Here is a 5916-nt window from a genome sequence, read left to right as displayed (position 1 = left end):
AAATACAGGAACACTTACAACTAAAACTTGTTTGCCTCGAAACTCTTCTTCATATCTTTTACAAAAACCAGCGACTTCTACCCATTCTCCTCCTCGGTGAGAGTAGAAACGAATGCCCATTCTTGCCATTGTGCATTCCCATATACCTGAGAATTTATTGGCCATAGGCAGAGAGTTGTTAAAATACACATCTACTACCTCATTTGAAAAAGACCTTTTAGACTCACGGCAGCTCAACCACATAGCACCACAGCCTATCGCTACCTGTTTAATATTGTCATAAACAAAAATCTCTTTAATTAAAAGCTTATATTGTGGGTACAATAGTTTACAACTCATATGAAACCCTTCCAACTCTATATCTATATTATATAGTAGAGTTGGAGAAAGATCAATACTATTTATTTCTCTCCGACTCTACTCTTTGCGTATACCAGAAAATGATATATACTGAATAAAAGTGTCAAACATCTAAGCCATTAATAAATGGGGCTCCTCCATATCGGCCTTTCAGATAAGCTTTTTGCAGAGACTCGTCTTTACGTATCTCAAAAATCAATAAGTAATAATTTTAAGAGTCTTGTGATCAGTCCTAAGATTTTCGCAAACTTCCAAGAAATGTGAATAGCTGAAATACTCGTCTGAATAAGATAGTTGTATATTTGGATTGCTTTGGTGCTCGACTTCGTATCTCAAGATTTCAGAATCCAGTCGTTTCCCTATTTGAGCATTAGGACATAGCTGTAAAATTATTTCATGTATTCGCAATTTGCCTTTAACCGCATCTAAGAAGATCTCATTAAATATAATTTCGCTAAAATCTTTTTTTGTGTTATACATGTATCCAGTGTAAACGACCATATCTTCGATAACAATTGGCAAGTCATTCTTTACTAACGCTTCTATAATGTGCTTAAACAAAAAATAAGTGTCTAGGCACTCACTGTCATTTATCTGGGTTATGCATAGTCCGTCAGCCCTATTCTTTAAGCCGAAAGCCTTTCTGCCAAGATTTGAGTTAAACCTCCATGTTTGAGATTTTCTTCTAAGGCATAGCCACAATTGCTGGTATAATTGATTCATGTTAATCTGATGTTCTAGTGATTTACTCCGTAACTTTCCCTGGCCAGATTTGTGCAACCAGGGAAAGTCTTCTATTTAGATCTTGAAGCTCTACCTTGTCCTGTCTTGATAATTAGAAATATGGAAATGAATAATGAAGGCTTCTTCATTAAGTTGTTTCAATAAATGTACAGCACACTCGACATCAAATGTACGAAACTTCAGGTAATCAAGACCTACAAAATACATGATATCTTTATTTTGGTTAGTAAGGAGTTTTTTCTGGAGCCATTTCGTGAATCCCACGCTAACTTTGCCGTAATTACTTTCAAAGATTTGATCGTCATAGTTAAAAATTTCATCACTTGTATACTTCTTGGGCAAAATTTTATTTTGGGTAGCTTGTGCGATCGCCACATCTTCTGCAAATCGGGCTTTTGCCTCTTCATGAGACTTTGTCACATAATATGGGAATTTATCTTGATACAGTGTATAGAGTTTAGACATTTTCTTTAGTCCTATACTGGAGTACATATGAATATGCGTGTAGGATGCGCATCCCCCATGGATTTTAAGTCGTTTTTAATCTAACAGCTTGACATAAAATTGAAGCCCAGATAGCTCAGTGTATATAGAATCTTCAATCTGAGAATCAGTGCCGCTGTAAAGACTTCCCCCTTGCAGTTGGATTAAATCCTCAGCTTGCATCTTCAACAACCAATCATTGAATTGCTGACGACGGCAGCTAATTCCGATCTGTCTTCGTATTCGATAAATCGGAACTAGTTTGTCCAGATTATATTCAGTGTTTAGCTGATGCCAAATATCAATTACTAGTGGGCAGAAGTCTTCGTAAGATAAGGTACTTAGCTGGCAAAAATCAGTAACAATCTTGTTAAGCATATTAACATCTGATTCATCAAGGGGAACAAGGAACTCCCCGTATATAGAGCCATAAAAATGCAGGATCATATACCCACAATCATCAACCTGGATTTCAATGTCAGAAAACATGGTTTTGGAGAAAGTAAATGAATATGCGTGTAGGATGCGCATCCCCCATGGATTATTAAGCCGTTTCTAGCCTAACAGCTTGGCATAGCATCGAAGCCCAGATAGCTCAGTGTATATAGAATCCTCAATCTGATCGTCAGTGCCGTTGTAAAGACTTCCACCTTGGAGCTGGATCATGTCATTAGCTTGCATCTCTAGCAGCCATTCATTAAATTTTTGGCGATCGCAGTTGGCTCCTATCTCCCTTCGTATTCGGTAAATAGGAACTAGCTTATCCAAATTATATTCATCATTTAGCCGATTCCAAATATCGATCACTAGTGGGTAAAAGTCTTCATAAGATGAAATCTTTGGCGTCAAATAGTCAGTGGTAATTTTATTTAAATTGCGAATGTCTAGATCATCGATTGCCATAATAAAGCTAATTTCTGTTGCAGTATAAAAACAGAGATTCATTGTGCCAAATTCATCAATTTCAATTGAGATAGTATCAAACATAATTTCCTCAGAAGAATGAACAGATATGCGTGTAGGATGCGCATCCCCCATAGAACTTTAATTCTCCCCAATGTATTCAACTGCAATTAGAAAATCACCTTGGTTCCCAATCTTACGATAAAGATATCCTTTGGCAAACGTATCTTTATTGTGAGATTTATATACACACTTAGTATTTTGATCGACTTTCAGTAATATTGGTCCATTAAGCCAACCCATGAATCGCTCATCAGAAGTAATTAAATCTATCTTTTGAGCACATTCATCTGATATTATGTACTGACGCATGCCATTGACTCCTAATTCAATTAACAAAGAATATGCGTGTAGGATGCGCATCCCCCTTCTAATCAAAATTACTCGAACTCAGATTTTAGAGTCTCTTGGATGTATTGAACCCAGGCCAATGCTTTTTTGCCCTCTTCAGCGGTGAGTTCTTGCCATTTAGAGTTCAGAAAATCACTTGAAATCTCAGGCATTAATTCCTGTGCCCACTCTACAGCATCTTCTGGAGTTTTCCAGTCTTTCCATGGCCGAGCCTCAACTAGAGTTGGTGAGTTTAAATCATCTATCCAGTCCTGTAAATCATCGGCGAAAGTTTTGCCTGGACATAGATAAGTTTTATTAGATATGGTGCTTGCCCGTGATTTAGTGATAGTTAGAAGATGATTGTAATCCATTTCTCCCGCAATATCAAATTCATACTCAATTGAATTATTTTGAACTGGAGCCAAGCCTATGCGCTGTGGAGAAAGAGTTGATACTCCTTTTTTATTTGTCCTGGATTCCATCACCCATTCTGTTTTAGATCTCATCGTAGCTATAATATGGCATTTGGCTTTCAGTATTGTATCTATAAGTTTTCGCTCAATTGGCCTGACTTTTGCCCAATTTGAAAAGTTGCTATCAACTATCTGAAGAATAGACAACCAAGCATGTGAAAACGAATCAATGATTATTACATCATAAGAATTTTCTGCCATCTTAATCAGCTTTATATACTCATACGGATGAAAGTCAGACAATTCAGCAACATCATACTCAAAACGATTTGAATATCGGCTACCACTGCCATGTTCAGTATCAATTAAAGCTATCCGCTTTCCTAGCGCTGTCGCGATCGCAAGAGCAGAATATGTTTTTCCACTTCCACTTGGTCCAGAAATTGCGAGTCGAACGAATACTTCTCGTGACGATGCTTTCTTAAACATATTATTCCTCGTTTGTTTAGTTGACAGGTGTAATGGTAGATACTCATATCTACCATATATTTTAGAGTTAAAATTCTGTATGCTCAGAATCGGTATATGCATATACCGACTTATCCAAGCGAGAATCTATGGCTCCATTCATGTAGCCAATGGAATAGCCACAATTGCGTTTACACTCTCCACCACATGAAGACTTAAGTGGATTAATTTGACGAGCAATCTTTGTATACTCACACATACCTGTCCACGGTAAATTGTTGTATCCATCAAAATATCCGCGATCGTATCCGTATAGATCTTGTTGCTCTGTAAAGCCAAAATCACTCACCTCATGGACATCTGGATCCAAAGGATGCTTGTCTAGATCTGAGGATTTAGGTTGCGCAGAAGTTCGAATTTGCCTTATCATGGGATTAGCCTATTAACTGCTGGGCAGGGAAGAAGAGAAGTCTTACTACATCTGTTTCTTCTTCCTTATCTCTACTATATATGATAGAGATGATGTTGTCAAGGGATATTTATAACATAATGTAAATATCCCGCTTGTGCCCTTCTTCCTTATCTCTACTATATATGATAGAGATGATGTTGTCAAGAGATATTTGTGTATAATGTAAATATCTCATTTTTCGTGGGTAGCAAAGAGAGATCTAGCAACTCCAACTCTATAACTCTATGCTCTCTTTGCGTTTATTAATTACTTCACTATTGGTTACTCACGATTCCCGCTAGGACCAGGACCAGGACCAGGACCAGGACCAGGACCAGGACCAGGACCAGGATGATGATTGATATAACTAGACAGAACCTCAACTAGCATGCCAGCACTGTCCAGATCTATTTGAAACTGCCCTGGATTTAACCCAGAATTTTTATTAAAGTTAAGAATTAAGCTGTCTCCTAGGACTTGATTGTTATTAGAGTTAACAATTAAGCTGTCTCCTAGGACTTGATTGTTATTAGACGACAGAACCTCAACTAGTATGGCAGCACTGTCCAGATTTATCGGAATCTGCTGTGGACTTAACCCAGAATTTTTATCAAAGTAAAAAATTAAAATGTCTCCTAGGGCTTGATTGTCACTAGACAGATGTACAATCTCTAAATCTATAAGTTTCGGCATAGCACAAGGCTCAACTAAACTAAACTGCATTTCCAGAATATATGGTAGAATGGGTATTAGAATTTGTCAACTTCAATTACCCATTCAATACATTTTTTAACAATTTCGCCATGGCATGGCCTCGGGGCACACCAACAAACTAAATTAACCTGTTTATCAGAGAGGACAAGTTTCTTGATTCTTTTTAGCTCTGCAATAACAGCAGAATCGTTTGCTTGTATCCTTCCCCACAGCCACTTACGATACAACTGGATGACCTCATTCCTTGAGGATGTCCCCACTTTATATGGATTTCCCAAGACAGACGGTCGTCCAATATATATGTCTCTATCATCTAAGCTTTTTGGCAGATAGGACAAGGCTTTCTTGTTCAATACTTTAATCTTTTTCATTTTGCATGCGTCACATCTACATATCTAGTATATATTATAGATATGTAGATCTAAAGAGTCAAGAAAAATGCAGGCACTCGCAAAGATATCAGTTTCTGACTTTATTGAGTGGGCTGAGTCAAAAGCTCATTTGTTAGAACAAAGCATCTATACCCAAGATTATAAAAGGCTTGTAGTCCCATTGGGATATAAATTAATTAGTGTTAAACCACTGAAATACGTTAAAGCGCATACTGACGCAAGAATGGATAAACTAGCCTCAAGATTTTGCCCAAACTGGAAGTTGTCGCTTCTTTGCAAATATGCCAAAGGAGGAGGCGTTAAATCTCACAGAGATGCATCCATATATGGTTCACGGGCTTTTGTAGTAAGCAGTACTGACTACCTCTTTATTATTGATGGTTTAGAACATAAATGTAAAGGTGGGGTGATCTATGAATTTAATTCCAAAAAACTTCATAGTGTACCACCGTTAGCAGATCAAAGATGGGCTCTAATTTGGTGGGAATCATCAAAGATCTTGGATGCACAGCAAGCACAATTGAGTTTATTTTAAATTAGCTTGTTTTCCCTACCTCTACTATATAATATAGACATAGAGTTAGGAATACAACAA

General features: G+C 37.4%; 10 protein-coding genes. 1 reads left to right on the top strand and 9 read right to left on the bottom strand.

Annotation, left to right across the window (positions count from 1 at the left end; translation table 11 throughout):
• From F6K38_RS33570 to F6K38_RS33530, 9 genes are all read right to left on the bottom strand, one after another.
• The coding region (locus tag F6K38_RS33570) for a hypothetical protein (protein WP_287359432.1) at positions 1-339 on the bottom strand (339 nt) is incomplete at its 3' end.
• Positions 340-1173: 834 nt separating this feature from the next.
• Entirely contained in the window at positions 1174-1569 is a 396-nt protein-coding gene (locus tag F6K38_RS33565; protein WP_287359430.1) for a hypothetical protein, read from the bottom strand.
• Between the two features lie 75 nt (positions 1570-1644).
• Positions 1645-2076: a hypothetical protein gene (locus tag F6K38_RS33560; RefSeq protein ID WP_287359428.1), complete on the bottom strand. Its 432-nt coding sequence runs from the start codon at positions 2074-2076 to the stop codon at positions 1645-1647.
• A gap of 66 nt (positions 2077-2142) precedes the next feature.
• The gene (locus tag F6K38_RS33555; protein ID WP_287359425.1) at positions 2143-2574 is read right to left on the bottom strand and encodes a hypothetical protein; all 432 of its coding nucleotides are present in this window, start codon (positions 2572-2574) and stop codon (positions 2143-2145) included.
• A 57-nt stretch (positions 2575-2631) separates the two neighbouring features.
• Positions 2632-2928, bottom strand: a complete 297-nt coding sequence (locus F6K38_RS33550; RefSeq protein WP_287359422.1) for a hypothetical protein — start codon at positions 2926-2928, stop codon at positions 2632-2634.
• A 2-nt stretch (positions 2929-2930) separates the two neighbouring features.
• A complete protein-coding gene (locus tag F6K38_RS33545) occupies positions 2931-3785 on the bottom strand; it encodes an ATP-binding protein (RefSeq protein ID WP_287359420.1) in 855 nt (284 codons plus the stop codon).
• Between the two features lie 67 nt (positions 3786-3852).
• Positions 3853-4194, bottom strand: a complete 342-nt coding sequence (locus tag F6K38_RS33540; protein ID WP_287359418.1) for a hypothetical protein — start codon at positions 4192-4194, stop codon at positions 3853-3855.
• A gap of 303 nt (positions 4195-4497) precedes the next feature.
• Entirely contained in the window at positions 4498-4908 is a 411-nt protein-coding gene (locus tag F6K38_RS33535) for a hypothetical protein (RefSeq protein ID WP_287359416.1), read from the bottom strand.
• Between the two features lie 56 nt (positions 4909-4964).
• A complete protein-coding gene (locus tag F6K38_RS33530; RefSeq protein ID WP_287359415.1) occupies positions 4965-5300 on the bottom strand; it encodes a DUF4326 domain-containing protein in 336 nt (111 codons plus the stop codon).
• 67 nt (positions 5301-5367) lie between these two features.
• On the opposite strand from F6K38_RS33530, the gene F6K38_RS33525 reads away from it, so the two are divergent.
• A complete protein-coding gene (locus tag F6K38_RS33525; protein WP_287359413.1) occupies positions 5368-5856 on the top strand; it encodes a hypothetical protein in 489 nt (162 codons plus the stop codon).
• The last annotated feature ends 60 nt before the right edge of the window (positions 5857-5916 follow it).

The organism is Moorena sp. SIO3B2 (assembly GCF_010692525.1).
GTDB classification, from domain to species: domain Bacteria; phylum Cyanobacteriota; class Cyanobacteriia; order Cyanobacteriales; family Coleofasciculaceae; genus Moorena; species Moorena producens.
Note: the sequence above shows the minus strand (reverse complement) of the source record. Positions and strands in the feature narration are given on the sequence as shown.